At 68.4% G+C, this 25,645-nt stretch carries 21 protein-coding genes and 1 riboswitch; of the genes, 15 read left to right on the top strand and 6 right to left on the bottom strand.

The window, feature by feature from the left end:
* Positions 1-8 precede the first annotated feature (8 nt).
* From ACTIEY_RS05450 to ACTIEY_RS05435, 4 genes are read left to right on the top strand one after another with little or no spacing between them, the layout of a single operon-like run.
* A complete protein-coding gene (locus ACTIEY_RS05450; RefSeq protein ID WP_439518070.1) occupies positions 9-800 on the top strand; it encodes an enoyl-CoA hydratase/isomerase family protein in 792 nt (263 codons plus the stop codon).
* A 23-nt stretch (positions 801-823) separates the two neighbouring features.
* Positions 824-1,444, top strand: a complete 621-nt coding sequence (locus ACTIEY_RS05445) for a DUF4126 domain-containing protein (protein ID WP_439518069.1) — start codon at positions 824-826, stop codon at positions 1,442-1,444.
* Between the two features lie 9 nt (positions 1,445-1,453).
* On the top strand, positions 1,454-3,472 hold the full coding sequence (locus ACTIEY_RS05440) for an acetyl/propionyl/methylcrotonyl-CoA carboxylase subunit alpha (protein ID WP_439518068.1): 2,019 nt from the start codon (positions 1,454-1,456) through the stop codon (positions 3,470-3,472).
* Positions 3,473-3,507: 35 nt separating this feature from the next.
* Positions 3,508-4,428 carry a 2-hydroxyacid dehydrogenase gene (locus ACTIEY_RS05435; RefSeq protein WP_439518067.1) on the top strand — a complete coding sequence of 307 codons (921 nt, stop codon included), beginning with the start codon at positions 3,508-3,510 and terminating at the stop codon, positions 4,426-4,428.
* A gap of 8 nt (positions 4,429-4,436) precedes the next feature.
* On the opposite strand, the gene ACTIEY_RS05430 is transcribed toward ACTIEY_RS05435, so the two are convergent.
* Complete coding sequence (locus ACTIEY_RS05430; protein ID WP_439518066.1) at positions 4,437-4,928, bottom strand: cupin domain-containing protein; 492 nt, start codon at positions 4,926-4,928, stop codon at positions 4,437-4,439.
* Between the two features lie 64 nt (positions 4,929-4,992).
* On the opposite strand from ACTIEY_RS05430, the gene ACTIEY_RS05425 reads away from it, so the two are divergent.
* The 5 genes from ACTIEY_RS05425 to ACTIEY_RS05405 are packed head-to-tail and all read left to right on the top strand — an operon-like array spanning position 4,993 to position 7,990.
* Positions 4,993-5,901 carry a hydroxymethylglutaryl-CoA lyase gene (locus ACTIEY_RS05425; RefSeq protein ID WP_439518065.1) on the top strand — a complete coding sequence of 303 codons (909 nt, stop codon included), beginning with the start codon at positions 4,993-4,995 and terminating at the stop codon, positions 5,899-5,901.
* Positions 5,902-5,914: 13 nt separating this feature from the next.
* Positions 5,915-6,556, top strand: a complete 642-nt coding sequence (locus ACTIEY_RS05420; RefSeq protein ID WP_439518064.1) for a LysE family transporter — start codon at positions 5,915-5,917, stop codon at positions 6,554-6,556.
* Positions 6,557-6,558: 2 nt separating this feature from the next.
* Complete coding sequence (locus tag ACTIEY_RS05415) at positions 6,559-7,071, top strand: YbaK/EbsC family protein (protein ID WP_439518063.1); 513 nt, start codon at positions 6,559-6,561, stop codon at positions 7,069-7,071.
* Complete coding sequence (locus ACTIEY_RS05410) at positions 7,068-7,301, top strand: DUF1289 domain-containing protein (protein ID WP_439518062.1); 234 nt, start codon at positions 7,068-7,070, stop codon at positions 7,299-7,301. The genes ACTIEY_RS05415 and ACTIEY_RS05410 overlap by 4 nt, the downstream gene beginning before the upstream one ends.
* 20 nt (positions 7,302-7,321) lie before the next feature.
* Positions 7,322-7,990 (top strand): 2-hydroxychromene-2-carboxylate isomerase, encoded by a 669-nt coding sequence (locus ACTIEY_RS05405; protein ID WP_439518280.1) that lies wholly within the window; start codon positions 7,322-7,324, stop codon positions 7,988-7,990.
* On the opposite strand, the gene ACTIEY_RS05400 is transcribed toward ACTIEY_RS05405, so the two are convergent.
* Positions 7,987-9,054 carry a substrate-binding domain-containing protein gene (locus tag ACTIEY_RS05400; RefSeq protein ID WP_439518061.1) on the bottom strand — a complete coding sequence of 356 codons (1,068 nt, stop codon included), beginning with the start codon at positions 9,052-9,054 and terminating at the stop codon, positions 7,987-7,989. The two genes, ACTIEY_RS05405 and ACTIEY_RS05400, sit on opposite strands and share 4 nt — an antisense overlap.
* A 79-nt stretch (positions 9,055-9,133) precedes the next feature.
* On the opposite strand from ACTIEY_RS05400, the gene ACTIEY_RS05395 reads away from it, so the two are divergent.
* From ACTIEY_RS05395 to ACTIEY_RS05380, 4 genes are all read left to right on the top strand, one after another.
* On the top strand, positions 9,134-10,864 hold the full coding sequence (locus ACTIEY_RS05395; RefSeq protein ID WP_439518060.1) for an NADH-ubiquinone oxidoreductase-F iron-sulfur binding region domain-containing protein: 1,731 nt from the start codon (positions 9,134-9,136) through the stop codon (positions 10,862-10,864).
* Positions 10,861-13,677: a molybdopterin-dependent oxidoreductase gene (locus tag ACTIEY_RS05390; RefSeq protein WP_439518059.1), complete on the top strand. Its 2,817-nt coding sequence runs from the start codon at positions 10,861-10,863 to the stop codon at positions 13,675-13,677. Before ACTIEY_RS05395 ends, ACTIEY_RS05390 begins: the two co-directional genes overlap by 4 nt.
* Before the next feature lie 97 nt (positions 13,678-13,774).
* On the top strand, positions 13,775-14,212 hold the full coding sequence (locus ACTIEY_RS05385; protein WP_439518058.1) for a universal stress protein: 438 nt from the start codon (positions 13,775-13,777) through the stop codon (positions 14,210-14,212).
* Between the two features lie 28 nt (positions 14,213-14,240).
* Positions 14,241-15,368 (top strand): hypothetical protein, encoded by a 1,128-nt coding sequence (locus tag ACTIEY_RS05380; RefSeq protein WP_439518057.1) that lies wholly within the window; start codon positions 14,241-14,243, stop codon positions 15,366-15,368.
* A 16-nt stretch (positions 15,369-15,384) separates the two neighbouring features.
* Here the strand turns inward: ACTIEY_RS05380 and ACTIEY_RS05375 are convergent, their stop codons facing one another.
* Positions 15,385-16,518 (bottom strand): ABC transporter substrate-binding protein, encoded by a 1,134-nt coding sequence (locus ACTIEY_RS05375; RefSeq protein ID WP_439518056.1) that lies wholly within the window; start codon positions 16,516-16,518, stop codon positions 15,385-15,387.
* Positions 16,519-16,650: 132 nt separating this feature from the next.
* On the opposite strand from ACTIEY_RS05375, the gene uvrA reads away from it, so the two are divergent.
* Positions 16,651-22,593 (top strand): excinuclease ABC subunit UvrA, encoded by a 5,943-nt coding sequence (gene uvrA / locus ACTIEY_RS05370; RefSeq protein WP_439518055.1) that lies wholly within the window; start codon positions 16,651-16,653, stop codon positions 22,591-22,593.
* A 94-nt stretch (positions 22,594-22,687) separates the two neighbouring features.
* Positions 22,688-23,008, top strand: a complete 321-nt coding sequence (locus tag ACTIEY_RS05365; RefSeq protein ID WP_439518279.1) for a hypothetical protein — start codon at positions 22,688-22,690, stop codon at positions 23,006-23,008.
* On the opposite strand, the gene ACTIEY_RS05360 is transcribed toward ACTIEY_RS05365, so the two are convergent.
* The 3 genes from ACTIEY_RS05360 to ACTIEY_RS05350 are packed head-to-tail and all read right to left on the bottom strand — an operon-like array spanning position 23,005 to position 25,492.
* On the bottom strand, positions 23,005-23,385 hold the full coding sequence (locus ACTIEY_RS05360; protein ID WP_439518054.1) for a hypothetical protein: 381 nt from the start codon (positions 23,383-23,385) through the stop codon (positions 23,005-23,007). The two genes, ACTIEY_RS05365 and ACTIEY_RS05360, sit on opposite strands and share 4 nt — an antisense overlap.
* Positions 23,386-23,429: 44 nt before the next feature.
* The gene (locus ACTIEY_RS05355; protein WP_439518053.1) at positions 23,430-24,695 is read right to left on the bottom strand and encodes an MFS transporter; all 1,266 of its coding nucleotides are present in this window, start codon (positions 24,693-24,695) and stop codon (positions 23,430-23,432) included.
* Complete coding sequence (locus tag ACTIEY_RS05350) at positions 24,692-25,492, bottom strand: HAD-IIB family hydrolase (protein ID WP_439518052.1); 801 nt, start codon at positions 25,490-25,492, stop codon at positions 24,692-24,694. The genes ACTIEY_RS05355 and ACTIEY_RS05350 overlap by 4 nt, the downstream gene beginning before the upstream one ends.
* Positions 25,493-25,547: 55 nt before the next feature.
* Positions 25,548-25,635: riboswitch (S-adenosyl-L-homocysteine riboswitch) on the top strand.
* The last annotated feature ends 10 nt before the right edge of the window (positions 25,636-25,645 follow it).

Genomic DNA, 25,645 nt, shown 5'->3' with positions numbered 1-25,645 from the left:
GGAATCCCATGAGCAACGTGATCGATGTGACCCGACCCTCGCCGCATGTGGCGCGCGTGTGGCTCAACCGTCCGGACGTGCGCAATGCCTTCAACGACGATGTGATCGCCGCCCTGACCGCGGCGTTTGGCGAACTGTCGAAGGATGAAGAGCTGCGCGTCGTGGTGCTGGGCGCTCATGGCAAGGCCTTCTGTGCCGGCGCCGACCTGAACTGGATGAAGACCATGGCCGGCTACGACTGGGACCAGAACCGCGCCGATGCGCAGAAGCTGGCCGACATGTTGTGGACGCTGGACCAGTGCCCGATGCCGGTGGTCGGCCGCATCCAGGGTGACTGCTACGCCGGTGGCATGGGGCTGGCCGCGATCTGCGATGTGCTGGTGGCGGTGGAAGGCGCGACCTTCTGCCTGTCCGAGGCGCGCCTGGGGCTGTTGCCCGCCACCATCAGCCCCTACGTGGCACGCGCCATGGGTGCGCAGGCCTCGCGCCGCTACATGGTCACCGCAGAGCGCTTCAGCGCGGCCCGCGCCCATGCGCTGGGCTTCGTGCACGAGCTTTGCAGCGCCGACGCCCTGGACGAAAAGGTGGATGAACTGGTGCGCACGCTGGTCGCGAACGGTCCCCGGGCCTCGAGGGAATGCAAGCGCCTGGTGCGCGACGTGGTGGGCCTGCCGATCACCGAAGCGCTGCGCGCAGAAACCGCGCGCCGCATCGCCGACGTGCGCGCCAGCGACGAAGGCCGTGAAGGCCTGCAATCGTTCCTGAACAAGCGCGCCCCGGCCTGGCTGCCGGCGGACTGACGCGCCGACGCGGATCCACGAGCATGGCCGACTGGTTCGCCACCCTGGGCACACCCGAGCTGCTGGCGCTCGCGGGCGCCCTCGGCTGGGCCAGCGGCTTTCGTCTCTACGCGGTGGTGTTTCTGGTGGGCATCGCGGGCGCCATGGGATGGATGGACCTCCCCACTGGTTTGCAGGTGCTGCAGCACCCGGCGCTGCTCGGCGCGAGCGGCTTCATGCTGTTCGTGGAGTTCTTTGCCGACAAGATCCCGGTGGTCGATTCGCTGTGGGACATGGTCAACAGCGTGGTCCGGATTCCGGCGGGAGCCGCCCTGGCCGCCGGTGTGTTCGGCGCCGACGGCGGCGCTGTTGCGTTGGCCGCCGCGCTGCTGGGCGGATCGCTGGCCGCCACCAGCCAGGCCGCCAAGACCACCACGCGAGCGGCCATCAACAGTTCGCCCGAGCCGTTTTCCAACGTCGCCATGAGCTTGGTCGAAGATGGCCTGGTGGTCGGCGCACTCTGGCTGGCCACGAGCCACCCCGTCCTGTTCGCGGTCCTGCTGGCCATCACCGTGGTGCTCATGTGGATCGTCACCTGGCTGCTCTTCAAGTTCCTGCGTGCGGTGTTCCGCCGCGCGCGCTCCTTCTTCACCGCCACCGCCTAGGAAGCCCGCATGTTCAACAAGATCCTGATTGCCAACCGCGGTGAAATTGCCTGCCGCGTTGCCGCCACCGCTCGTCGCATGGGAGTGAAGACGGTTGCCGTCTACTCGGACGCCGACGCCAGCGCCAAGCACGTGGCCGCCTGCGATGAGTCGGTGCACATCGGCGGGTCCGCACCCAAGGAGAGCTACCTGCAGTGGGAGCGCATCATCGCGGCCGCGCAGGCCACGGGAGCACAGGCCATCCACCCCGGCTACGGTTTCCTCAGCGAAAACCAGGCCTTCGCCGATGCCTGTGTGAAAGCCGGTCTGGTGTTCATTGGCCCGCCGTCCTCCGCCATCGAAGCCATGGGCCTGAAGGCTGAGTCGAAGCGGCTGATGGAGAAGGCCGGCGTGCCGCTGGTGCCGGGCTACCACGGCGCCGACCAGGACCCGGCCCTGTTGCAGCGCGAGGCCGATCGCATCGGCTACCCCGTGCTCATCAAGGCCAGCGCGGGCGGCGGCGGCAAGGGCATGCGGGTGGTGGAGAAGAGCGAGGATTTCGCCGCCGCACTCGCCAGTTGCCAGCGCGAGGCGCGCAACAGCTTCGGCAGCGACGCGGTGCTGATCGAGAAATACGTGCAGCGCCCGCGTCACATCGAGATCCAGGTGTTCGGCGACATGCAGGGCCACTGCGTGTACCTGTTCGAACGCGACTGTTCGGTGCAGCGGCGCCACCAGAAGGTGCTGGAAGAGGCGCCGGCGCCTGGCATGACGCCCGAATTGCGCGCGCGCATGGGTGAGGCCGCGGTGGCGGCGGCCAAGGCCGTGAACTACGTCGGTGCCGGCACGGTGGAATTCATCGTCGAGCAGCCCGAAGGCTACGCACATCCCGAGGCGATGCGGTTCTACTTCATGGAGATGAACACGCGACTTCAGGTGGAACACCCGGTGACCGAGGCCATTACCGGCCTGGACCTGGTGGAATGGCAACTGCGCGTGGCCAGCGGCGAGCCCTTGCCACTGCGGCAGGACGAACTGCGCATCCATGGTCACGCGATCGAGGCGCGCATCTGCGCCGAAACACCGGACAACAACTTCCTGCCCGCCACCGGCACGCTCACGGTCTATCGCAAGCCCGCTTGCACCGCCTTCGAGCGCAGCGCGGTCCGGGTGGACGACGGCGTGCGCGAAGGCGACACCATCAGCCCGTTCTACGACTCCATGGTGGCCAAGCTCATCGTCCACGGCGCCACGCGTGAAGAAGCCCTGGCCCGCATGGACGCCGCGCTGGCCGAGACCCGCATCGTCGGCTTGTCCACGAACGTGCAGTTCCTGCGCCACGTGGTTGGCAGCCGCGCGTTCGCGCAGGCCGAACTCGACACCGCGCTGATCCCGCGAGAGGCCGCCGTGCTGTTCCACCAGGACAAGGTGGGCCGGCCGCTCGCCGTGGCCGCTGCCGTGGCGCAGACCCTGGTCGCTGAGCGCAGCCACGAAACCGCCGACCCCTTCTCGCGCCGCGACGGCTGGCGCCCGCACGGCATCACCGTGCGCCGCTTCGATTTCGAGTACCAGGGCGAGCCTCTGCTGGCGCACCTGAGCTACCTGCACGACGGCGCGCTGCAACTCGGGGTGGGCGAGGTGAGTGGCTTGCTCGCTTTCGACGCGCTTGCAGCCGACACGGGCACGCGCATGGACCTTCGGTTCAACGGCCAGCGCCAGACCGTGCAGACGTGGCAGGTGGACGAGAACGTGCATGTGTTCTGCGCACTGGGTGCCACCCAGATCGTGGAGATCGACGCGCTGGCCCATGCAGGCGAGGCAGCAGCCGAAGGCGGGCGACTGACCGCGCCCATGCCCGGCAAGGTGGTGTCGTTCTCGGTGAAGGCTGGCGACGTGGTGAAGAAAGGCCAGGCCCTGGCGGTGATGGAGGCCATGAAGATGGAGCACACCATTGCAGCGCCGGTCGATGGCACTGTGGCCGAGTTGCTCTACGCCCCGGGCGACCAGGTGAACGAAGGCGCCGAGCTGCTCAAGCTGGCCACCGCGTGACAGGGCTGCGGCCCTTGCTTCGGTAAGCTTGCCGCATGCACATCACCTTCTGCTGCGCCGACACCCGCCCCGAGCCCTGGCTGGAGGGCTTGCGCACCGCGCTGCCGGGCGCCACCGTGAGCACCTGGTCGCCCGGCGCGCCGCAGGCCGATCACGCGGTGGTGTGGTCGCCACCGCAGCAGTTCCTGGACGAACAGCCTGGCCTCAAGGGCCTCTTCAACATCGGCGCGGGCGTGGACGCCCTGCTCAAGCTGAAACTGCCCCCGGGAACCAAAGTCGTGCGGCTGGACGACGCCGGCATGTCGGTGCAGATGGCCGAATACGTGTGCCACGCGGTGATCCGGCATTTCCGCGAATTCGACGGCTACGAGGCCGACATGGCCGAAGGCCGGTGGTCGTTCCGCAAACCGAGATTGCGCGCCGAGTTTCCGGTGGGGGTGATGGGTCTGGGCGTGCTGGGCGAGCGCGTGGCGCGAGCGCTGCGTCAGTTCGAATTCCCCGTGCACGGCTGGAGCCGCAGCCCCAAGACGATCGAAGGCGTGCAGTGCCATGCCGGTGCCGGCGGGTTCGATGCTTTCCTGGGCGCCTGCCGCGTCCTGGTGAACCTGCTGCCGCTCACCCCCGACACCCAGAACATCCTCAACCGGCGCACGCTTTCCTGCCTGCAGCCGGGTGGCTACCTCATCAACGTGGCGCGTGGCGCCCACCTGGTGGACGAAGACCTGCTCACGCTGATCGACTCGGGCCACCTGGCCGGGGCCGCGCTGGACGTGTTTCGCGTCGAGCCGCTGCCGTCGGACCATGCTTTCTGGACCCACCCGAAGATCACCGTCACGCCCCACACCTCGGCGCGCACGCTGCGCGAGGAAAGCATTGCCCAGATCGCCGGCAAGATCCGGTCGATCGAGCGCGGAGAATCCATCGCCGGCGTGGTGGATCGGGAGCGTGGGTATTGAAGCCTGCTCTACCTCAGCCGGCCCAGTCCGCCCGTGTGTTGCTCCAGTGCACCGCACAGCGCGGCATCGTCGCGGCCAAAGCTGAAATCGGCGAACTCGAACCCGGGGCCCACCGTGGCGCCCACGTAGGCGAACGCGCCCAGCGGCTCGGCCGCCTGCCACCAGTGGGCGGGCACCACATGACGCGGCGCATGGCCCGCGGCGTCCACGGGCGCGAGATCGACGTGCTCGAAGCGGGACAGGTCGGGCGGCAGCAGCCACAGGCGCAGCGGGCCGCCCTCCAGCAGGTGCCAGGCCTCGTCCGAAGCCACGCGGTGCCAGGCGGAAAACTGGCCTGCCTCGAGCAGGAAGTCGATGCTGGTCAGTGCGCTGCGGGAGGGGCGGCCGTCCGAGGGGTGCACGGTCTGTGCAGCGCGGAACAGCTCGCTGAAGTAGCCGCCCTCGGGGTGCGGCTGCAGGCGCAAGGCTTTTCTCAGGATCGTGGCGCGGTCATCGGTCATGCGCCCGATGATAGTGAGCGCCAATGCGTTACCCTTTCCGGCTCACGAACGCAGAGACACCACCATGAAGCTACCCACCCGCGTCCAGCTCGTTGAAGTCGGCCCACGCGACGGCTTGCAGAACGAGAAGCAGCCGGTGCCCGCTGCCACCAAGATCGAACTGGTCCACCGCCTTCAGGCCGCAGGCCTGAAAGAGATCGAAGTCACCAGCTATGTGAGCCCGAAGTGGGTCCCGCAGATGGCGGACAACCACGAAGTCATGAGCGGCATCCAGCGCCGCAGCGGCATCCGTTATTCGGTGCTCACGCCGAACCTCAAGGGCTACGAGTCGGCAGTGCTCGACAAGCCCGACGAGATCGTGGTGTTCGGCGCGGCCAGCGAGGCGTTCAGCCAGAAGAACATCAACTGCTCGATCGCCGAGAGCATCGAGCGCTTCGCACCGGTCGTGCAGGCGGCGCTGTCTGCGGGCATTGCCGTGCGCGGCGCCATGAGCTGCACGGTGGGCTGCCCGTACGAAGGCGACATCGCGCCGGAGCGCGTGGGTTATCTGGCGGGCCTCATGAAAGGCATCGGCGTGCAGCGCGTGGACGTGGCCGACACCATTGGAGTGGGCACGCCGCGCAAGGTGCAGGCCGCGCTGGAGGTCACGCTCCAGCACTTCGGCATCGACGAGGTCTCGGGCCACTTCCACGACACCTACGGCCAGGCGCTGTCCAATACGCTGGCGGCGCTGGAGATGGGTGTGTGGAATTTCCAGTCGTCCGTGGCGGGTCTGGGCGGCTGTCCGTACGCCAAGGGCGCCACCGGCAACGTGGCCACCGAGGATGTGGTCTACCTGCTGCACGGCATGGACATCGAGACCGGCATCGACCTCGATGCGCTGGTGGACGCGGGCGCATACATCAGCGAACAGCTGGGTCGCCCGAGTGGCTCGCGCGTCGCGCGCGCCCTGCTGGCCAAGCGCGCAGGCTGAAAAGGAATCTCTCATGGACTTGCAGGTCTGGATGGCGTATTTCGTGGCCTCGTGGGCCATCGCGCTCTCGCCCGGTTCCGGCGCCGTGCTGTCGATGACGCACGGCCTGGCCTACGGCGTGAAGAAAACCGGTGCCACCATCGCCGGGCTGCAGCTGGGCCTGTCGGTCATCCTGCTGGTGGCTGGCGTGGGCGTCGGTGCGCTGTTGCTGGCTTCGGCCACGGCGTTCACGGTGGTGAAGTTCGCCGGTGCCGGCTACCTGATCTGGCTGGGATGGAAGCAGTGGCGTTCGCGCGTGCAGGAAGCCGATGGACCTGGACCCGAACCGCAGGTTCAAGTGGCGCTGCCGTCGGCGCGCGAGCGCTTCGTGACCGGATTCTTCACCAACGTGACCAATCCCAAGGGCATCGTGTTCATGGTGGCCGTGCTGCCGCAGTTCCTCGACCCGGCGCGTGTCCTCTGGCTGCAGTTGCTCATCCTGCTCGTCACCACGATCCTGGTGGACCTGGTGGTGATGCATGGCTATGCGTTCCTGGCTTCGCGCATGCAGCGCTGGCTGGCCACCGCGCGCGCTCGACGGGCGCAGAACCGGGTGTTTGGCGGTGTGCTCATAGCCATGGGCGCCAGCCTGCTGATGGTGAAGCGGGCGGCCTGATCATGTGCGGCGCCGAACTCCATGCCCTGCCCGAGACCGTGCAACGCGTGGCCCGTGCGTTGCAGGACGCCAGCCATCCCCACGCCCCCCAGATGCTCGACGACGCCGCGCGCACCGCGCAGCAGGCGGCCGATGCCCTGGGCGTGGCGCTGGGCCAGATTGCCAAGAGCATCGTGTTCCGCCGCAAGGAAGACGATGCGGCGGTGATGGTGGTGACCTCCGGCGACCTGCGCGTGGACGAGAAGAAGGTGCAGGCGCTGGTCTGCAGCGAGGGCAGCCAGCTGGGTCGCGCCGATGCCGAATTCGTCAAGGCCCGCACCGGCTTCTCCATCGGTGGCGTGTCGCCTCTGGCGCATCTCATGCCGCCGGTGCTGCTGATCGACGAACAGCTCTTTCGCTTCACCGAGATCTGGGCCGCCGCCGGCCACCCACATGCGGTGTTCCGGCTGACACCGCAAGCCCTGCAACTGCTCACCGCCGCGCCGGTGTGCGACGTCACCGTGCGCGCCGCATGATCCCCACGCCCGTGGTCACCCTCAAGGCCGCTCGACGCCGATCGGGCCTTGCGCCGGGTGTGCCCTCGCCCTGCATCTCGATCTGCCGGATGGACGCCGTAACGGGCTGGTGCCAGGGATGTTTCCGCACGCTCGAGGAAATTGCCCAGTGGAGCCGCGCGGCCGACGCCGACAAGTTGCTGGTCTGGCAGCGCATCGAGGCCCGGCAGGACTTCCCCGCTGACACCTGAGGCAAGCCATGGCCCCCCCGCTGCGCGACATCGCATTCTTCTACGACCCCATCTCGCCCTATGCCCACCTGGCCTTCGAGCGCCTCCCCGAGGTACTGGTGGGACACAGTGTGCTGGTGCGTTACAAGCCGGTGCTGTTCGCCGCCCTGCTCAAGGCCCACGGCCAGCTCGGACCTGCGGAAATCCCCGGCAAGCGCGACTGGACCTACCGGCAGGTGAGCTGGCTGGGTCACCACCACGGCGTGCCGCTGGAGATGCCCGCGAACCATCCCTTCAACCCGCTGCCGCTGTTGCGCCTGGGTTTGGCCTGCGCAAGCGCTGAGGCGCCGGGCGAGACCAGCCGCTTCGTGGCGGAGCAACTGTTCCACCACGTGTGGCACGGCGGCCTGGACGCCTCGGATCCACAACGCCTCGCCGCGCTGCAGGCCTTGCTCCAGGCGCACATGGCCGAGCGCGAGCGGCCCTGGCCCGCGCCCGACAGCGACGAGGTCAAGCAGCGCTTGCGCAGCAACACCGACGAAGCGCTGGCCCTGGGCCTGTTCGGTGTGCCCGCCATGGTGGTGGAGGGCCACGTGTTCTGGGGCCAGGACGCGCTGCCCATGCTGCGCGCGTACCTGGACGGCGACGCCTGGTTCGACGGGCACTGGGACGCCGTGGCGCAGCGGCCCGAAGGTGTGCGACGGACCTAGCCGAAGGCGTCGGCGACCGACATCACGCGCCCGGTGTCGGCCGCTTCGTAGCCCTTGAGGGCCGCGACGCGCGCGCGAAAAGCCGGTGAACGCAGCACGGTCAGCACCGGCTTGAGTTCCTCGCGCTCCAGTGCATCCGCTGGCAGCGCAAAAAAGTACCGTTCCTTGAGCAGCGGGATGAAGTGCAGGCCGAAGCGGTGCGCGGCGGTCTGCACGCCGATGCCGACGTCGGCCATGCCACTGGCGACAAAGGCGGCCACCGCCGCGTGGGTGAGTTCGGTGTTGTCGTAGCCGGCCACGGCGCGCGGTGCAATGCCTTCGCGCTGCAGCAACAGTTCGGTCAACACCCGCGTGCCCGAGCCTTCGGGCCGGTTGACGAAGCGAAGACCCTTGCGCGTGAGGTCCTTCAGTCTGCTCAGCCGCAGGGGATTGCCGGGCGCCACGAACAAGCCCTGCGTGCGAACGGCGAGTTGCACCAGCAGGTGCTGGTCGCGTTTGAGCCAGGCCAGGTAGCGGGCAGCTGCCGCGGCTTCAAACTCGCCCAGTGGCACATGGAATCCCGCTAGTTCACAGTCGCCCTGCGCCAGCGCCGCCACGGCCTCCAGGCTGTTGCGGTAGCGCAGGTCCACGTTCACCTGGCGCGCGGCGAGTTGTTCGCGCAGGGCGGCCACCGCAAAGCCGTGGCTGGCATGCAGGCGTGGCACGGCGCGCCTGCGCCGTTGCACGCGCCCCAGCTCGCCTTCCAGTTCCGAGGCCAGCGACTCCAGGAGCGGTTGCAGTCGTGCGCCGATCCGGGCATCGGCCCAGATCAGTTTCTGGCCGAGTTCGGTGAGCACCGAACCGCGCCCGCGACCGCGCACCAGCAGGGGCTGGCCAAACACCTGCTCGGCCTGTTGCAGCAGGCCCCAGGCGTGGCGGTAGGAGAGCCCCAGTTCGCGACCTGCTTCGGAGATGCTGCCCGAACTCTCCACGGTGGCGAGCAGGTCGAGCAGCGCGTTGGCGGGGAGCGCGGGACCATCGTCCGGGCGGATGAGCCATTGGGGTTCCAGGGTGATGCGCAACATGGCGAAGGGCTGGTGAAATGCCAGAGTTCATGCAATGGTGAACATATTAACGGCGCCCATACGGTGCTACGCTGAAACCATGAACGTTGTCATCCCCATTCGCCCGCTGGAGACGCTCCAGGGCCGCGCGCGCCCGCGACACACGCCCAAGGGCCGTCAGGTGCAGCCGCAAGCGCGCGCGCGGGTCGAGGCCCTGTGCGCGGGTCTGGCGCCACGCGCCGACTTGCTCATCGAACACCTGCACCGTCTGCAGGACGGCGAGCGCGCCTTGCGACAGGGGCACCTGGCGGCGCTGGCCGAGCGCCTGCGGCTGAGCCAGGTGGAGGTGTTCGAAGTGGCGAGCTTCTACCACCACTTCGAGATCGTGGACGACGACACGCCGGTGCCGGCCACGGTGGTGCGCGTCTGCACCAGCCTCTCGTGCGCCATGGCGGGGGCCGAACCCTTGCTTGCCGACCTGCAGCAAGCACTGGCCGGCGATGACAGCGTGCGCGCCCAGGAGGCGCCCTGCATCGGCCAGTGCCACGTGGCACCCGCGGCCTGCGTGGGAAAGCGGCAGCTGCCTCACGCCAGTGTGGCCGCCGTGCAGGACCTGCTCGCGCGCGGCGAGACACAGCCGCGCCAGTTGCCCGCCCCCGCGCCTTCGGGGCTGGTGCAGTTGCGTCGCCTGCTGGCGGGCGAGGTCAGTGGCGAACAGGTGCTGGCCCAACTCAAGGCCTCGAACCTGCGCGGCCTGGGCGGTGCAGGCTTCCCGGCCTGGCGCAAGTGGGAAACCGTGCGCGCACAACCCGGCCCGCGCCACATGGTCGTGAACATCGACGAAGGCGAGGTGGGCACCTTCAAGGACTGGCAGGTGCTGAGCAGCGCCCAGGCGGGGGCACCGCAGATGCTCGAAGGCCTGCTGATCGCCGCGCAGGTGGTGGGTGTGGACCGCGTGTGGATCTACCTGCGCGACGAATACCACGACGTGCGCGAACTGCTCTCGCGCGAACTTCAGCGGCTCGACGCCACCCTGCTCATGCTGGCGGCAGCGCACCCTGGTTACACGCCACCGGTCGTCGAACTCCGTCGGGGTGCAGGGGCCTACATCTGCGGCGAAGAGTCGGCGCTGATCGAATCGGTGGAAGGCAAGCGGGGGCTGCCGCGGCTCAAGCCACCCATCGTGGCCGTGCAAGGCGTCTTCGGCCGGCCCACGCTGGCGCACAACCCCGAGACGCTGTGGTGGATCCCCACCATTCTGGAGAAGGGCGGCGAGTGGCTTGCCGGCCAGGGGCGGCGCGAACGCAACGGCTTGCGGCGTTTCTCTGTCTCGGGCCGCGTGAAGAAACCAGGTGTGCACCTCGCGCCTGCCGGCATCACGCTGCGCGAGCTGGTGGATGAGTTCGCGGGTGGCATGGCCGATGGCCACGAGCTCTACGCATGGCTGCCCGGTGGCGCCTCGGGCGGCATCCTGCCGGCGTCGCTGGCCGATGTGCCGCTGGACTTCGACACGCTGTTCGAGCACGGCAGTTTCATCGGTTCGATGGCGGTGGTGGTGATGAGCCGGCACGACACCGCGCGCGATGCGGCACTCAACCTCATGCGTTTCTTCGAACACGAATCCTGCGGCCAGTGCACACCGTGCCGCTCGGGCACCACCAAGGCGGTCCAGCTCATGCAGGCCGGGGTGTGGGATGCACCCTTGTTGGGTGAACTCTCGCAGGTGATGCGCGACGCCAGCATCTGCGGGCTCGGCCAGGCCGCGCCCAACCCGGTGGACAGCGTGTTGCGTTTCTTCGCACACGAAGTGGATGGAAAGGGCGTGGCATGAAAACCGACGACCTCCCGAAAGACGCCACGCCGGTGGCATTCACCCTCGACGGGCGCGCGGTGGAAGCCGCGCCCGGCGAGAGCATCCTCAAGGCCGCGCAGCGCGTGGGTGTGGAGATTCCGCACCTCTGTCACATGGACGGCCTGCGCAGCCCGGGCAACTGCCGGGCCTGCGTGGTCGAGATCGAAGGCGAGCGCGTGCTGGCGCCTTCGTGCTGCCGCTCGCCCACGCCGGGCATGGTGGTGCAGGTGCAGAGCACGCGCGCGGCTGCATCGCGCAGGACGGTGCTGGAACTGCTGCTGGCTGACGCTCCCGATACCCAGGCGCTCAAGCACGACAGCGAACTGACGCGCTGGGCGCAGTTGGAGAATGCGCGGAGTGGACGTTTCCCGACACGGGCGCCCGCCGAACAGGACCTCTCCCATCCCGCCATGGCGGTCCACCTCGACGCCTGCATCCAGTGCACGCGCTGCATCCGCGCCTGTCGCGAGACGCAGGGCAACGACGTGCTCGGTCTTGCGTTTCGCGGTGGCCATGCGCAGATCGTCTTCGACCAGCACGACCCGATGGGTGAGAGCACCTGCGTGGCGTGTGGCGAATGTGTGCAGGCCTGCCCCACGGGTGCCATCGCGCCGGCCAATGGTTCGTTCCAGAAGCCGTCGCAGCAGCAGGTGGACTCGGTCTGTCCTTATTGCGGCGTGGGCTGCCAGCTCACCTACCACGTGAGTGACGGCAGGATCGAGCACGTTGAAGGCATTGCCGGTCCGGCCAATGAAGGTCGACTGTGCGTCAAGGGTCGCTTCGGTTTCGACTACGCGCACAGCCCCGACCGCCTGACGCGGCCGCTGATCCGCCGCGCCGATGCGCCCAAGGATCCGCTCTCCATCGAACGCCGCAACTGGCGCGAGCTGTTCCGCGAAGCCAGCTGGGACGAGGCGCTGGACGCCGCCGCCGCCGGTTTCCAGCGCGCCATGGCCAGCACCCCGGCGCGCGGCCGCCAGGGCCCCGTGGCGGGCTTTGGCTCGGCCAAGGGCACCAACGAAGAGGCCTACCTGTTCCAGAAGCTGGTCCGCACCGCGTTCGGCACGCACAACGTGGACCACTGCACGCGCCTGTGCCATGCGTCCAGCGTGGCCGCGCTCATGGAGGGGCTGGGCTCGGCGGTCGTCACCAACCCGTTGCGCGACGTGCAGCACGCCGACTTCGTGCTGCTGATCGGTGCGAATCCGGCGCAGAACCACCCCGTGGGCGCCACCTGGATCAAGAACGCCACGCGGCGCGGCATGAAGCTGGTGCTGGCCGATCCGCGTCGCACCGAGCTCGCGCGACACGCGTGGAAACACCTCGGGTTTTCACCCGGCAGCGACGTCGCCCTGCTCAACGCCCTCTTGCACACCATCGTGTTCGAAGGCCTCACCGACCCGGCCTACATCGAGGCGCACACCCTGGATTTCGCGCAACTCAAGGCGCACCTGACGGACTTCTCGCCGGAGGCGATGGCGCCGGTCTGCGGCATCCACGCGGCCACGCTGCGCGAGGTGGCCCGGGCTTACGCCACGGCCAAGAACAGCATGATCCTGTGGGGCATGGGCATCAGCCAGCACACGCACGGCACCGACAACGCGCGCTGCCTCATCGCCCTCTCGCTCATCACCGGCCAGATCGGCCGCCCGGGTACCGGCCTGCATCCGCTGCGTGGTCAGAACAACGTGCAGGGCGCGAGCGACGCCGGCCTGATCCCCATGGTGTTGCCCGATTACCAGAAAGTGGGTGACGCGCAGGCGCGCGAGAAGGCCGAGCGCTTGTGGAACCTCGCGCCCGGCACGCTGCTGGGCGAGGGCGGCCTCACGGTGGTGGAAATCATCGATGCGGCCCATCGCCGGGAGATCCGCGCCATGCTGATCCAGGGCGAGAACCCGGCCATGAGCGACCCCGACGCGGCGCACGCCCGCGAAGCGCTGGCGGGGCTGGACCACCTCGTGGTGCAGGACATCTTCCTCACCGAGACCGCCAGCCTGGCCGACGTGGTGCTGCCGGCCACCGCCTGGCCCGAGAAGACCGGCAGCGTGACCAACACCGACCGGTGCGTCCAGCTCGGTCGCAAGGCCGTGCCAGCGCCCGGGGATGCGCGCGCCGACGCCTGGATCACCGAGCAACTCGCCCGCCGCCTGGGGCTGGGCTGGACCTACGACGTGGCTGCCGACGGCAGCGGCACCGACGACGCGCACACTGGCATCGGCGCCGTGTTCGAGGAGATGCGCGCGCTCATGCCCAGCATCGCTGGCCTGTCGTGGACGAGGTTGCGGCGCGAAGGGGCGGTGACCTACCCCGTGGCCAGCGAGGACGACCCCGGCCAGCCGGTGGTGTTCACCGAGGGCTTCCCTACCAACAGTGGCCGAGCGCGCCTGGTGGGCGCGGGCGTGACGCCGCCCGCCGAGGTGCCCGACGCCGAATTCCCCATGGTACTGATCACCGGTCGACAGCTCGAGCACTGGCACACCGGCAGCATGACGCGGCGCAGCGATGTGCTCGACGCGCTGGAACCCGGCCCGGTGGTGAGCCTGCACCCGGCCACGGCGCGGCGACTGGGCCTGAGCGCCGGGGCGCTCGCGCGGGTGCGTTCGCGACGGGGGCAGGTGGCGCTGGCGGTGCGGGTCGACGACGCGATGCCGCTCAACGCCGCGTTCATTCCCTTCGCCTACGCCGAGGCGGCCGCCAATCTGCTCACCAATCCCGCGCTGGACCCGGTGGGCAAGATCGCCGAACTCAAGTACTGCGCGGTGGACGTGAGCGCGGACCTGACGCCCGCTTGAGCTGGCGCAAATTCACCTGAACTTCGGCCGGTAAGATGGCATCGCACCTTACCGGGTGCGCCATTCCTGAAGACAACCCGATTCAAGGAGATATGCCATGTTCAAGAAAATCCTTCTGCCCACCGACGGCTCCGGCCTGGCTGCGCTGGCCACGCGCACCGCGGTGCAACTGGCCAAAAGCCAGAACGCACAGATCGTGGGCGTGTACGTGATCGATCCGTTCCCTTACATCGGCATCGGCGACGCCTCGGCCGTGGGCCTGCAGGCTTACCTGACCGAAGCCAAGAGCGCTGCCACCCAGGCACTGGACGCCGTCAAGCTCGCGTGCGCGGCGGACGGCGTGCCCTTTGCAGGCGACACCATCGAGCGCAACGTGGTCTACGAGGGCATCATCGAGACCGCCGACGCGGAAGGCTGCGACCTCATCGTGATGGGCTCGCACGGTCGCCAGGGCGTGAAGGCGCTGATCCTGGGCAGCGTCGCGCAGAAAGTTCTCACACACGCCAAGGTGCCGGTGCTGATCGTCAAGAGCTGAGCCCTGCAGTCGCCCAACGATGCCTGGGTTGACCAGCACCATCGCCGGGCTGGGCGCAGCGCGCCTGCCGCCAAGGGCCGCATGGCCTGAGCTCCAGCGCGCCGCTCCAGCATTCAAGGCACTCTCGTCCGATCAGCGCTCGCTTCTGCAGCAGTTCGACGAAGGTCTGGCGCGCACGAGGAGAGACACGCATGCGGGCCTCATGCAAGCCATTCAGGCCAGGCTGCGCGCCCTCCAACCGGGGGAGCGGCCACCCACCGACGCCGAAGTGGCGCTCGGCGTGCGGCGCATCGAACGGGCGCTGCGCACCTCGCCCGTGCACATCGGCTTCCTCAGCAACAGGGCAAACCTGTACACGGGGTCGCAAGCTTTCTTCGCCACGGGGGTCTACGAAAACACCTACGTGCGCGGCGGAAATGCCGAGGAGCTGCCGCCCGAAAGAAGGGACCGCACCATCGATTCGCTCAGGCTCGGTCGCGAGCAGCCCCTGTACGGCGCGCTCAACTTCAGCTTGCGCGGGCACAAGGGCTGGGGCGATTCCTGCCTCGTCCTGAAGCCGCACCTGCTGGACCAGGCGACGCTCGGCAGTCGCGATTCCGGGGATCCTGATGGCTGGATCCGGCCCGTGGATGGCACCCCCCGCCATCTGCTTCCCATCATCGAGGACTGGGTGAACAGGTCCTTCTTCCAGACGCATTGGACCGCACTGGCAGGCCGGGAGCGCACCCCCATTCCGTGGAACGTGGTCGACGCGGGGTTCCCAGTCGAGGCGAGGATGTTCACCCCCGACGGATGTCTTCACCCGCGCGATATCGCCATGGTTTGCGTCGACTTCGATGAACTCGTGACCCCTGAAGGTCGCCTGGGCAGGGGCTCGCGGGTCGATGAGGCGGCGGTGCGTGAGCGACTCGACGCCTTCCGCCGCTTTGAGGAAATGACCGGCATCCCGGTGGTGGTCCGTCCTTCGGGGGCGCTGGGTGAGTCGTACCTGCAGGTCCCCGGCTATGGCAAGGTCATCGACGCCTATGCAGCGCACCTGGACGGCTTGCACAGCGTGGCGTCGGTCCGGGCTTCCCCGCTGCACTACACCCAGGTTCTCGCGCGAAGCGAGCTTGGCTCGCCGTCAGCATCCGCGTCGCGATCACTCGCGTTGTAGCTGCCGGGATCCTGGATCAACGCCGGAACTTCCCGCTGGCGTCGATGATGGACAGATCCGCGAAATCCAGCCCGGTGTGGTTGGCCGGACCATAGCTGACCGTGAGACCGCCCAGGTCGTAGTTGCGCAGACCCTCGAGTGCATCGCGCAGGCTGGCCGGCGTCACGCCCGGCCCGGCGCGCTTCAGGCCCTCGGTGAGCACCTTGGCGGCTGCGTAGCCCTCCATCATGGCCGGCGACACGCCGGCCAGGCCCTTGGCCTTGGCGAACTCCTGCGCCTCCTTGATCAGCGGATACGCCACCGAGCGCTCGTTCGGGAACACCTGCGTCACGATCACGCCGCGGGCGTGCTCACCGAGCAGCTTGATGAACCCATCGGAGGCGTTGTTGGAGAGCGTGACCACCTGAGCCCGTGAGCCGGCGGTGCGGATCGCCTTGACGGCGTTGGCGGTGTTGCCGGCCGATGCGATCACCAGCACCGCCTGCGCGTTGCTGTCGTTTATCCGCTTGGCCAGATCGGTGAAGTCGGGCTTGTCGCGCGGCGATTTCTCGTGCAGCACCGGCTTCTGGTTCACCTTGGCAAAACCCTTGAGCGCGCCCACGGCGGAGTCCGCGCCGAACGAATCGTCGGTCTCGATCACCGCGATGCGGGTGATGCCGATGCTGGCCAGGTGCTCCACCGCCTTGGCGGCTTCGCGCTGGTAAGTGGCACGCACGTTGAACACCCAGGGGTGCACCGGTTCGTGCAGCACCATCGCACCGGTGCTCGGCCCCACCAGCGGCACCTTGAGCTCGGTCAGGACCGGCAGCAGCGCCTGCGAATGCGGCGTGCCGCGGTTCAGGAACAAGGCCAGCACGCGCTGCTTCGTCACGAGATCGCGCGCCACCTCCACGGTCACCTTCGGATCGAACTTGTCGTCCACGGTGATGAGTTCGATCTTCTGGCCGTTCACACCCCCGCGCGCATTGATGGTGTCGAAATACAGCTTCGCGCCCTCGTGGTTTTCCTTCACACCCGCCGCCACCGAGCCGGTGAAGCCCGAGGGCATGCCGATGCGCCATTGCGCCCAGGCGGGCGAGGCGAATCCGATCAGAGCAGAAAGGCCGAGCACGGCCAGGGTCTTGTTGAGATGCATGTGGCTTTTTTTCATAGGGGGAGGTCTCCAGAGGTGGCCTGAGTCTAGGCAGCGCCCCGAGGTAAGAAATTGTGGATATGACGTACCGCGCCGCGGCTTTGTCACACCCCTCCGTAGAATGTTCGGCTCCCCCTCTGGAGCCCCTGCATGTCCGACGCCTTCCTGCCCGCTGAGCTGTCTGCGGCCGCGATTTCAACCGCTTCTCCCGCCGACGGGGCCGAGCAATCGACAGAAGGTGGTTCTGGCCTGATCCGCATCCGGGGTGCGCGCCAGCACAACCTGAAGAACCTGGACCTGGACCTGCGCACGGGTGAACTGACCGTGGTCACCGGGCCGAGCGGTTCGGGCAAGTCCAGCCTGGTGTTCGACACCCTGTTCGCCGAAGGCCAGCGGCGCTATGTGGAAACCTTCAGCGCCTATGCGCGCCAGTTCCTGGACCGCATGGACAAGCCCGCGGTGGACCGCGTGGAAGGCGTTCCACCCGCCATCGCCATCGACCAGACCAACCCGGTGCGCAGCTCGCGGTCCACGGTGGGCACCATGACCGAGCTGAACGACCACCTGAAGCTGCTGTTTGCGCGCGGAGCCGAGCTGTTCGACCGCGAAACGGCGGCCCCGGTGCGGCACGATTCGCCCGAATCGATCTTTGCCGAACTGCAGGCCCGCGCGGCCGCGTCCGGCGATCCCCGGCTGGTGGTCACGTTCCCGGTGGAACTCCCTGCCAGCACCACACCGGAGGAGGTGGAGCAGTGGCTGTCGGCCAGTGGCTACACGCGCGTGCAGGCCGAGCGCACCGTGCAGCGCGAAGCCAGTGCGGACACCGAGGTCAAAGGCAAGAAGAAGGCGAAGCCGGTGATCGAAGCCGTGAAACTGCTGGACGTGGTGGCCGACCGGTTTCGCCTGAGCAACACCGAGCCCGCCCGGGTGATGGAAGCCATCGAGGTGGGATTGAAGCGGGGCGCGGGCAAGCTCATGGTGTATGCGATCCAGGGCGAAGGCGAACCCGAGATCTGGCGGTTCAGCACCGGCCTGCACTGCCCGGAGAGCGACATCCGTTATGCCGAGCCGACGCCGTCGATGTTCTCGTTCAACTCGGCGGTGGGCGCCTGCGAAGCCTGCCGGGGCTTCGGGCGCGTGATCGGGGTGGACTACGGGCTCGTGATTCCGAACGACAAGCTCACGCTGCGCGCGGGTGCGATCAAGGTGTTCCAGACGCCGGCTTGGAAGGAATGCCAGGACGACATGATGCGGCACGCGGAAGCCGCCGGCATCCCGCGCGACACGCCCTGGGCCAAGCTCACGCCCGAGCAGCAGCAATGGGTGAAGGGCGGCTCCCCGCAATGGAACGGCAAGTGGAACCAGCAGTGGTACGGCGTGGCGCGCTTCTTCGAGTACCTGGAGAGCAAGGCGTACAAGATGCACATCCGCGTGCTCCTGTCCAAGTACCGCAGCTACACCGAATGCCCGAGCTGCCGGGGCGCGCGGCTCAAGAACGACAGCCTGCTCTGGCGCATCGGCACGAAGTCGCAGGCCGATGCGGTGCTCCCGGCGGAAAGCCGATACGCGCCGCAAGGGGTGAAGTGGAGCCGGGCGCAACTCGAGGCGCTGCCGGGCCTGTGCCTGCACGACCTGATGCTCATGCCGCTGGACCGGCTGCGCGCCTTCTTCAGCACGCTCGACGAAGCGCTGCCGGCGGTCGGCACCGACGCGTCCGGCCAGGCCCAGGCGCTGCGCCTGCTGCTCGACGAAATCAACACCCGCGTGCGTTACCTGTGCGAGGTCGGCATCGGCTACCTCACGCTCGACCGCCAGAGCCGCACGTTGTCGGGTGGCGAGGTGCAGCGCATCAACCTCACCACCGCGCTGGGCACATCGCTGGTGAACACGCTGTTCGTGCTCGACGAGCCCAGCGTCGGCCTGCATCCGCGCGACATGGCGCGCATCGTCGACGCCATGCTGCGCCTGCGGGATGCGGGCAACACACTGGTGGTGGTTGAGCACGACCCGGCCGTGATGCTCGCGGCCGATCGCCTGATCGACATGGGCCCGGGCCCCGGCGAACGCGGCGGCGAGATCGTGTTCGACGGCACGCCCGAGGCGATCCGCTCGGCCGACACGCTCACCGGCGCCTATCTCGGCTCGCGCAAGACCGTGGGCATGGGCTTCAAGCGCATGGTCACCGACAACACGCCGCGGCTGATTCTGGAAGGCGCTCGGGAACACAACCTGAAGAACGTGTCGGTCGAGTTCCCTTTGCAGCGCATGGTGGTGGTCACAGGCGTTTCAGGATCGGGCAAGTCCAGCCTGATCCAGGACGTGCTCGCGCCCGCGCTGCTGCGCCACTTCGGCAAAGCCACCGACAGCCCGGGCGCGCACGACCGCCTGCTCGGGGCGGACCTTCTGAGCGAAGTCGTGTTCGTCGACCAGTCGCCCATCGGCAAGACCGCGCGCTCCAACCCGGTGAGCTACGTGGGCGCGTGGGATGCCGTGCGCGCGCTGTTCGCCGACCTGCCGCTGGCGCGCCAGCGCAGCTACACGCCCGCCAAGTTCAGCTTCAACAGCGGCGACGGGCGCTGCCCCACCTGCGGCGGTTCGGGCTTCGAGCATGTGGAAATGCAGTTCCTGAGCGACGTCTACCTGCGTTGCCCGGACTGCGACGGCAAGCGCTACCGGCCCGAGATCCTGGAAGTGAAGATCGAACGCGCAGGCCGCCACTTCAATGTGGCCGACGTGCTCGATCTCACCGTGAGCGAGGCCGCCGCCCTGTTCGCGAGCGACCGTGAAGTCATCCGGGCATTGCAGCCCATCGTGGATGTGGGGCTGGAGTACGTGAAGCTCGGCCAGCCGGTGCCCACGCTCTCGGGCGGTGAGGCGCAGCGCCTCAAGCTCGCGGGCTTCCTGGCCGAGGCCGCCAGGTCCGCCAGCGCCAGCCGCCAGCCGCTCTCGCGCAAGGGCACGCTGTTCCTGTTCGACGAACCCACCACCGGCCTGCATTTCGACGACATCGCCAAGCTCATGCGCTCGCTGCGCAAGCTGCTCGACGCCGGCCATTCGCTGGTGGTGATCGAGCACAACCTGGACGTGATCCGAGCCGCCGACTGGCTGATCGACCTCGGCCCCGAGGGTGGCGACGCGGGTGGACTGGTGGTGGCCGAGGGCCCGCCCGAAGCGGTGCGTGAGCATCCCACCAGCCACACCGCCAGGGCGCTGCGCGACTATGCGCTGTCCATGGGCGAGGTGCACGCGGTGAACGAACCGGGTGCAGCCCAACGCTACCGCGCGGCGGTTCGCCCGCGACGCCAGACGCGCCATTCGAGCGCCATCCAGATCGTCAATGCCAAGGAGCACAACCTCAAGAACCTCAGCGTGGACATCCCGCGCGGGAAGTTCAACGTGATCTCAGGCGTGAGCGGCTCGGGCAAGTCCACGCTGGCGTTCGACATCCTGTTCAACGAGGGCCAGCGCCGCTACCTGGAGAGCCTGAACGCCTATGCGCGCAGCATCGTTCAGCCGGCCGGCCGGCCCGAGGTGGACGCGGTGTACGGCATTCCACCCACGGTGGCCATCGAGCAGCGGCTCTCGCGCGGCGGGCGCAAGAGCACCGTGGGCACCACCACCGAGGTCTGGCATTTCCTGCGACTGCTCTACGTGAAGCTCGGCACGCAGCACTGCGTGCACGACGGTGCGGCGGTGATGCCGCAAAGCGCCGACAGCATCGCAGCCGCCATCCTCTCGCGCTACAAGGGCCAGCACATCGGCCTGCTCGCTCCGCTGGTCGTCAACCGCAAGGGCGTCTACACCGAGCTGGCCGACTGGGCGCGCCCGCGCGGGCACAGCCACCTGCGCGTGGACGGCGAGTTCCTGCCCACCACCGGTTTCCCGCGCATCGACCGCTTCAAGGAACACACCATCGAGCTGCCCGTGGCCGACTTCGTGGTGAGCGCCGACGCTGAAGCCGCCCTGCGCCAGCAACTGAACAAGGCGCTGGAGATCGGCAAGGGGGTGGTGCACGTGCTCACGCCGCTCGATGGCCTGGCCCAGGCACTGGCCGACGGCGTGTCCACCCGCGAACTGGGCACGCTGGAAGTCTTTTCCACCACGCGCGCCTGCCCGGTCTGCGCCACCAGCTACCCCGAGCTCGACCCGCGGCTGTTCTCCTACAACAGCAAGCACGGCTGGTGCCCCGACTGCGTGGGCACCGGCGTGAAGCTTTCGCGCGACCAGCGCAAGGTGCTCGACGACTCGGTGCGCGACGACCAGGAACGCGGACGCGAACAAAGCTTTGCGGAGCCCGAGGTGGAGGACATCGTGGACGAGGCCTGCCCCACCTGCGAAGGCACGCGCCTGAATGCGCAGGCACGTGCCGTGCGGTTTGCGGGTGTGGGCATCACCGATGTGGCCCGCCTTGCCGTGCACGACGTGCGGCAGTGGGTGCGGTCGCTGATGAATGTCCCCGTTCGCCCTGAGCTTGTCGAAGGGCATCCTGGCGCGATAGGGCTTCGACAAGCTCAGCCCGAACGGCGTGTCGTGATGAGCGCGCGCGAAGCCGACATCGCGCGCGACCTGCTGCCCGAAATCGAAAGTCGGCTCGCCTTCCTGGAAGAGGTGGGCCTGAACTACCTCACCCTGGACCGCGGCGCGCCCACCCTGTCGGGCGGTGAGGCGCAGCGCATCCGCCTCGCCGCGCAACTGGGCAGCAACCTCCAGGGCGTCTGCTACGTGCTGGACGAACCCACCATCGGCCTGCACGCGCGCGACAACGCCATTCTGCTCAACGCACTGCACAAGCTCGGCGAGCAAGGCAACACGCTGGTGGTGGTGGAACACGACGAAGACACGATCCGCCGCGCCGACCACATCATCGACATCGGTCCCAGCGCCGGCAAACGCGGTGGGCGCGTGGTGGCACAGGGCTCGGTGGCCGATCTGTCGGCGAATGCCGAGTCGGTGACGGGACGCTACCTCCTGCATGCGATGAAGCACCCGTTGCAGGCCCGGCGCCCGGTGCTCCCGCCCAGCGAGAGCGCCCACTGGCTCCAGGTCAAGGGCGCCCAGCTCCACAACCTGGAGCAACTCGACGCGTCCGTGCCGCTGCAGCGCCTGGTGGTGATCACCGGCGTCTCGGGTTCGGGCAAATCCACGCTGGCGCGCGACGTGCTGCTGACCAACGTGGCCAACGCCGTGAGCCAGCGAAGCACGTTTGCAGGCCGCACTGCCTGGGACAAGGGTCAACGCCCCACCTGGATCGGCTGCCAGAAGCTGCTGGGCTCCGAGGTGGTGGACCGCGTGCTCGAGGTCGACCAGACGCCCATCGGCAAGACACCGCGCAGTTGCCCGGCGACCTACATCGGCTTCTGGGACACGGTGCGCAAGCTGTTCGCCGACACGCTGGAGGCCAAGGCGCGCGGCTATGCGCCGGGCCGTTTCAGCTTCAACACCGGCGAAGGACGCTGCCCGGGCTGCGAAGGCCAGGGCATGCGCACCATCGAGATGAGCTTTTTGCCCGATGTGAAGGTGCCTTGCGAGGTCTGCCACGGCGCGCGCTTCAACCCCGAGACGCTGGCCGTGACCTGGAAGGGCAAGAGCATCGGCGATGTGCTGCGCATGGAAGTGGACGAGGCGGTGGAATTCTTCGCCTCCATGCCGAACATCGCCCATCCGCTGCAACTGCTCAAGGACGTGGGCCTGGGCTACCTCACGCTCGGCCAGCCCAGCCCCACGCTGTCGGGTGGCGAGGCGCAACGCATCAAGCTGGTGACCGAGCTCAGCAAGGTGCGCGACGACGTCACGCGGCGCGGGCAGAAGCCGCCGCACACGCTGTATGTGCTCGACGAACCCACGGTGGGCCTGCACATGGCCGATGTGGAGAAGCTCATCCGCGTGCTGCACCGCCTGGTGGACGGCGGCCACAGCGTGGTGGTGATCGAGCACGACCTGGACGTGATGGCCGAAGCCGACTGGATCATCGACCTGGGTCCTGAGGGCGGCGCGGGTGGCGGCCGCATCGTGGCCGCGGCACCGCCCGATGAGGTGGTGCGACTGGACACGCACACCGGGCGGGTCCTCGGGCCGGTGCTGGCGCGGACGTGATGCGCGAATTTCTCTCCGTTCGGGCTGAGCTTGTCGAAGCCCCTCCACGCCCGCATGCCCTTCGACAGGCTCAGGGCGAACGGGGCATGTGTTGATCCAGCACCAGGTCATCCACATCCACGCCGAGGCGCCGGCCAAGCCAGCGCTGGGCGCGCCGTGCAACGGCTGCGGTGTGTGCTGCCTGGCCGAGCCTTGTCCGCTCGGCCGTGTGATCTCGCGCAGGCGCGTCGGGGCGTGCGATGCACTCAGGTGGGATGCGGGGCAGCGGATCTACCGCTGTGGCGCCATCACGCACACCGAAGCGTTGCTGGGCGCGCGCTGGCGCTGGGCAGCGCCCCTGGTGCGGCGGCTCGCGCGCCGCTGGATCGCCGCCGGCGTGGGCTGCGACGCTTCGATGGAAACCAGCAGCAGCTAGCGCAGCAACGCCCAGACCACGCCCACGGCCAGCAGCGCGGCCGCCCACAGCAGCAGGCGTGTGCGCTTGCGCAGCACATCCACCGCGCTCACCAGGCGCGCATTCTGTTCAGCCAGTTCGGCCAGCGTCTGCGCCATCTGTTCCTGAACCACGGCCTGCTGGTCGATCAACTGGCGCGCTTCCACCAGCCGGTTTTTCAGTTCGCCCAGACTCGGCGGCGCCTGGCCCAGGTCCAGCGGCTCGGCGCGCGGTCCCGGGGGCAGGGCCGTCCTGTCGCGGTCCATCAGTTTGCGTGCGGCGTTGAGCACCTTGGGCGCGTGTTCGATCACGTCGCCCCAGGGAATCACTTTCAGGGCCAGCAGCCAGGGAAGGGCCATGGGGAATCCTCTCTTGGTATCGGGGAGCAATCGGTGGGACCAGCTTAACCCGGGTGGGTTCCCGCAGGTGGGGCCGATCGGGCCCGTCTCAACAGCCACCAGCCGGCCCCCGCCACCAGCGTCAAAAGGGCGGGAAAGCCGAGGGTGGGGGCCCACTGCAGCGCGGCCGCGCCCCATGCGGGCGCCATCACACCGCCCAGCGTGTACGACAGCACCAGCACCGCGGTGCTGTTGACGAGCGTGATGCCCTCTTCGCGCGACCCGATGTCGATCATCGCCAATGTGTAAAGGCAGCCGCCGGCGCCACCCCAGAGGAAAGCCACGGGCGCGGCGAGCCAGGGCGTGCCGGCGACGAAAGGGATGACGAGCGTCGCGGCCAACGTCACGAGCGCACAGACGCGCATGAGCGTCAGACGCGCGGAGCGGTCGTCGCCCCAGCGCCGCTCGGGATGCTGAGCCATGCGATCGGCGAGCACGCCGGCAGGCAGCATCATGACGGCGCTGCCCAGGCCGCTGGCCGACACCAGCAGCGCCGCCAGCGTGGCGCCCAGGCCCAGCGCCAGGCCATACAGCGGCAGGATCGACGTGAGGCCGCTCTCGAAGAATCCACCGACGAAGCCCACCGTCATGATCAGCGGGTGCGCGCGCAGCGCATGCCACACGCCGGAGAGCCCCACGCGCGCGCTGTGCGCATCGGCCGCCACCGGCACGCGCGGAATCAGTAGGCTCCAGCCAAGGCCGAGCACCGTGAAGCCGAGGGCGATCCACAACGCCGCATCGCTCTGAGCGCCGGCCCAGGCCAGCACCATCGGGCCGAGCACGAAGGTGGTGCCCACCATGGTCTCGAAGATGCCGACGTTGCGCCCGCGCTGGTGGGATGGCGAGAACTCAGCCACCACGGCTTCTGCCAGCACCCACCGCAAGCCGGCTGCCATGCCTTCGATGAAGATGCAGACGAACCACAAGGCCAGCGAATCGCTGAACAGGAAGCCACCGATGGCGAGCACCGGCACGAAGGCGGCGAGCCAGAGCGACGGACGCCGGCCCAGCCGCTGCGTGATCGCCGAGGCAAACGGGGTCATGGCAAAGATGCCCAGCCAGCCCGTGGCCACGAACACGCCGGCCAGCGCGGTGGACACACCATCGCCCTTCAAGCGCAGCAACAGCAGCGGCATGAGCATGAAGTAACCCACCAGCTGGAAGAAGGTGGATCCGAATATCGCGAACAGACCCAGCGGCGCGTGGGGAATGGGGCTGGGTTGTGAACCGCCCAGGCCTGCGTTCCTGGCCGGCAGCGGGTGCTCGCTCATGGCGGATGAGCGTCCAGCACCGCCGCTGCCACCTCGGCAAAACCGGCACCGCGTTCACCGCGCGTCACGTAGGCCGGGTGGTGCGACAGCGCGTCCCAGAACCGGGCCACGTTGGCCACGCCCACGCTGTGCGGAAAGTGGCCGAACATGCGCGCGTCGTTCGTGGAATCGCCCACATAGACCCAGTGGTCGAGCTCGGCGTCGAGCACCCGGCCCAGGCGCTCCCGGACGATCCAGCGCGCGCCGGCGAGCTTGTCGTGATCGCCCATCCAGCCGTTGATGTGGATGGAACTCACCGTGGCGTTCAGGCCCTCAGACTTCATGATCCGCACCACCTGGGCGATCTCCTCACCGTCCAGGTGGGCGAACTCGCTGTGGTCGATGGCGATGTCGGTCTCGCGCCCGGGGCTGTCCTCGGCCAGCCGCGCCTGCGGCATCTCGGCCAGCACACGTTTCGCCACCGCCTGCAGGCGCTGGAAGTTGGCCGCGCGGGTCCCGGCGTCCTGCAGGTAGGCGCGGCAGAGCTGGCCGTCTTCCCCGCGCCACAGCGCCACGGCGCCGTTTTCCGCCACGATCGCGTCCAGTGGCCAGGCCAGCGCAAAGCCCTCGCTCCAGCCGGCGGGCCTGCCGGTGATGGCAAGCACGGGCAGACCCGCCGCGCGCAGGCGGTGCAGCGCATCCAGCGCGTCGGGCGTGATGGCGCCGTCGGTCGTGAGGGTGTCGTCGATGTCGGTCAACACGCCCCGGATGCGCGCGCGCGCCGGCGCGGGCCAGAGGCTGATAGGAGTTTTGTCCATGGAAGCCGGGCAGTTTCTCATACACCTTGAAACGGCTGGGTCGGCTAGAATCCAGCGATCCGAGGAGCGTTGCAGCGTCCCACCGACTTGTTCGGCAGCGGGGCGTGAGGCTCGGACCATCCATGCAACGACGCTCATCCACATCCCGTGCGA

This window comes from Hydrogenophaga sp., assembly GCF_051858985.1.
GTDB lineage: Bacteria > Pseudomonadota > Gammaproteobacteria > Burkholderiales > Burkholderiaceae_C > Hydrogenophaga.
Note: the sequence above shows the minus strand (reverse complement) of the source record. Positions and strands in the feature narration are given on the sequence as shown.

Bases quoted from the DNA above. Each gene is read 5' to 3' on its own strand.
- ACTIEY_RS05360 (WP_439518054.1), bottom strand. From the start codon at position 23,385: ATGGCCCTTCCCTGGCTGCTGGCCCTGAAAGTGATTCCCTGGGGCGAC.
- ACTIEY_RS05435 (WP_439518067.1), top strand. From the start codon at position 3,508: ATGCACATCACCTTCTGCTGCGCCGACACCCGCCCCGAGCCCTGGCTG.
- ACTIEY_RS05420 (WP_439518064.1), top strand. From the start codon at position 5,915: ATGGACTTGCAGGTCTGGATGGCGTATTTCGTGGCCTCGTGGGCCATC.
- ACTIEY_RS05385 (WP_439518058.1), top strand. From the start codon at position 13,775: ATGTTCAAGAAAATCCTTCTGCCCACCGACGGCTCCGGCCTGGCTGCG.
- ACTIEY_RS05400 (WP_439518061.1), bottom strand. From the start codon at position 9,054: ATGTTGCGCATCACCCTGGAACCCCAATGGCTCATCCGCCCGGACGAT.
- ACTIEY_RS05450 (WP_439518070.1), top strand. From the start codon at position 9: ATGAGCAACGTGATCGATGTGACCCGACCCTCGCCGCATGTGGCGCGC.
- ACTIEY_RS05355 (WP_439518053.1), bottom strand. From the start codon at position 24,695: ATGAGCGAGCACCCGCTGCCGGCCAGGAACGCAGGCCTGGGCGGTTCA.
- uvrA (WP_439518055.1), top strand. From the start codon at position 16,651: ATGTCCGACGCCTTCCTGCCCGCTGAGCTGTCTGCGGCCGCGATTTCA.
- ACTIEY_RS05425 (WP_439518065.1), top strand. From the start codon at position 4,993: ATGAAGCTACCCACCCGCGTCCAGCTCGTTGAAGTCGGCCCACGCGAC.
- ACTIEY_RS05445 (WP_439518069.1), top strand. From the start codon at position 824: ATGGCCGACTGGTTCGCCACCCTGGGCACACCCGAGCTGCTGGCGCTC.
- ACTIEY_RS05350 (WP_439518052.1), bottom strand. From the start codon at position 25,492: ATGGACAAAACTCCTATCAGCCTCTGGCCCGCGCCGGCGCGCGCGCGC.
- ACTIEY_RS05415 (WP_439518063.1), top strand. From the start codon at position 6,559: ATGTGCGGCGCCGAACTCCATGCCCTGCCCGAGACCGTGCAACGCGTG.
- ACTIEY_RS05440 (WP_439518068.1), top strand. From the start codon at position 1,454: ATGTTCAACAAGATCCTGATTGCCAACCGCGGTGAAATTGCCTGCCGC.
- ACTIEY_RS05410 (WP_439518062.1), top strand. From the start codon at position 7,068: ATGATCCCCACGCCCGTGGTCACCCTCAAGGCCGCTCGACGCCGATCG.
- ACTIEY_RS05430 (WP_439518066.1), bottom strand. From the start codon at position 4,928: ATGACCGATGACCGCGCCACGATCCTGAGAAAAGCCTTGCGCCTGCAG.
- ACTIEY_RS05375 (WP_439518056.1), bottom strand. From the start codon at position 16,518: ATGAAAAAAAGCCACATGCATCTCAACAAGACCCTGGCCGTGCTCGGC.
- ACTIEY_RS05390 (WP_439518059.1), top strand. From the start codon at position 10,861: ATGAAAACCGACGACCTCCCGAAAGACGCCACGCCGGTGGCATTCACC.
- ACTIEY_RS05395 (WP_439518060.1), top strand. From the start codon at position 9,134: ATGAACGTTGTCATCCCCATTCGCCCGCTGGAGACGCTCCAGGGCCGC.